Origin of the sequence: Petrocella sp. FN5 (assembly GCF_029210395.1) — a bacterium.
Classification (GTDB): Bacteria; Bacillota; Clostridia; order Lachnospirales; family Vallitaleaceae; genus Petrocella.
On record NZ_JARGDP010000178.1, the window covers coordinates 1 to 1,481 of the forward strand.

1 protein-coding gene is annotated in these 1,481 nt (G+C 36.5%); it reads left to right on the forward strand.

The features are described 5' to 3' along the window. Positions 1–161: 161 nt before the first annotated feature. Positions 162–1,409 carry a transposase gene (locus tag P0N36_RS15310; RefSeq protein WP_275843757.1) on the forward strand — a complete coding sequence of 416 codons (1,248 nt, stop codon included), beginning with the start codon at positions 162–164 and terminating at the stop codon, positions 1,407–1,409. Positions 1,410–1,481 lie beyond the last annotated feature (72 nt).

A 1,481-nucleotide genomic window follows, 5' to 3' on the forward strand; every position in this document is an offset into this window, starting at 1 on the left:
CTTGAGTTTCCGCACTTTTATCCACAAACCATATAAGATACCAGTACGGATATAAACAGATTTATAAAAATGCCTTAAATATAAGGAATTCCTATTCTTTTTGTAGTAGAATTAAGTATCGACACAAAATCTACGCTAAACAATAAAGAAAGGAATTCCTTATGTCTAATTCTACTACAAATACCTATGCAATGAAACGTGAAATTCTATCTTTCTCAAATAAGTTTTCTAAAAATCTTTTAAAACCTGATCGTAAATTCCTTGCTGATATGACCTACGGTATGTTAGCGGCTAAAAGTTGCCTATTAACAGATGTGGTTGACCAACTTCATGAAAATATTAAAAAAGTAAATGCTGTTGAACGTTTATCCAAACATCTTCTTAAGGGTGTACCGGATGATGCGCGGCTTTCCTATCTTAACTCTATTCGTAACTTGGTTCCTTCTAATCCTGTTATTCATATAGACGATTCTGATATTACTAAACCAGACGGTTATAAGTTTGAAGCTTTAGGTCTCGTTCGTGACGGTTCGGAAAGTACCAAAACAAAAAATGTCTATAAAAAAGGCTACCACATCACAGAAGCTTGCGTCTTAACTACTAGCGACCATCCTATAAGCTTCTTTTCTGAAATTCACTCTTCAAAACAGAAGAACTTCAAATCTACCAATTCCTATACTTTCGCTGCCATGGAACAAGGTTCAGAGCTGTTTGAGAAAGCTACTTATGTCATGGACAGGGGCTATGATGACAATAAAATGTTTCTAAAGATGGATGCGTTGAATCAGGATTATGTCATTCGTTTAACAGCTAACAGAAAACTTCTCTATCACAACAAATGGACCAAAGCCACTGAGCTACGCAATCGACGCAAAGGAAAGATTAGAATGCCCTTGTTCTATAAAGGTGAAACGCACCAAGCATATCTTTCGCATGTTAAAGTACAGATTACAGCCTCCAGAAAAGATATCTATCTTGTATTGGTGTATGGCATTACTGAGCATCCCATGATGCTTGCAACTAATAAAGAAATCAGGTCAAAAGAGGATGTCTTAGAAGTAGCAAAGCTATACTTTAGTCGTTGGCGTATCGAGGAATATTTCCGCAGCAAGAAGCAGATCTTCCAATTAGAAAACTTCCGCATCAGAAAGCTCGTAGCCATAAATGCTTTAAATTTTTATATGACACTATGCATGGCCTTTCTAGCTCATATGACAGCTAAATCCGAATCAAATATCCTAAAAGTTGCCGTCATTGAAACCGCTGACCCTATAAAAGAAAAAGTACGTTTTAACTATTATCGCATAGCAAAAGGAATTGCCGGGATACTTTCTTATGCACGAGAAGGCATCCGCCTATGGTTCAAGACTTCACGCCCTAGGTGGCGACAGCTATGTTTTAACTTTTAGATTATGTATTAGAACATCACTTTATAGCTTAGTTCTCTAGGCTTTTTAGTAATGCAAATATAAGGACGACAA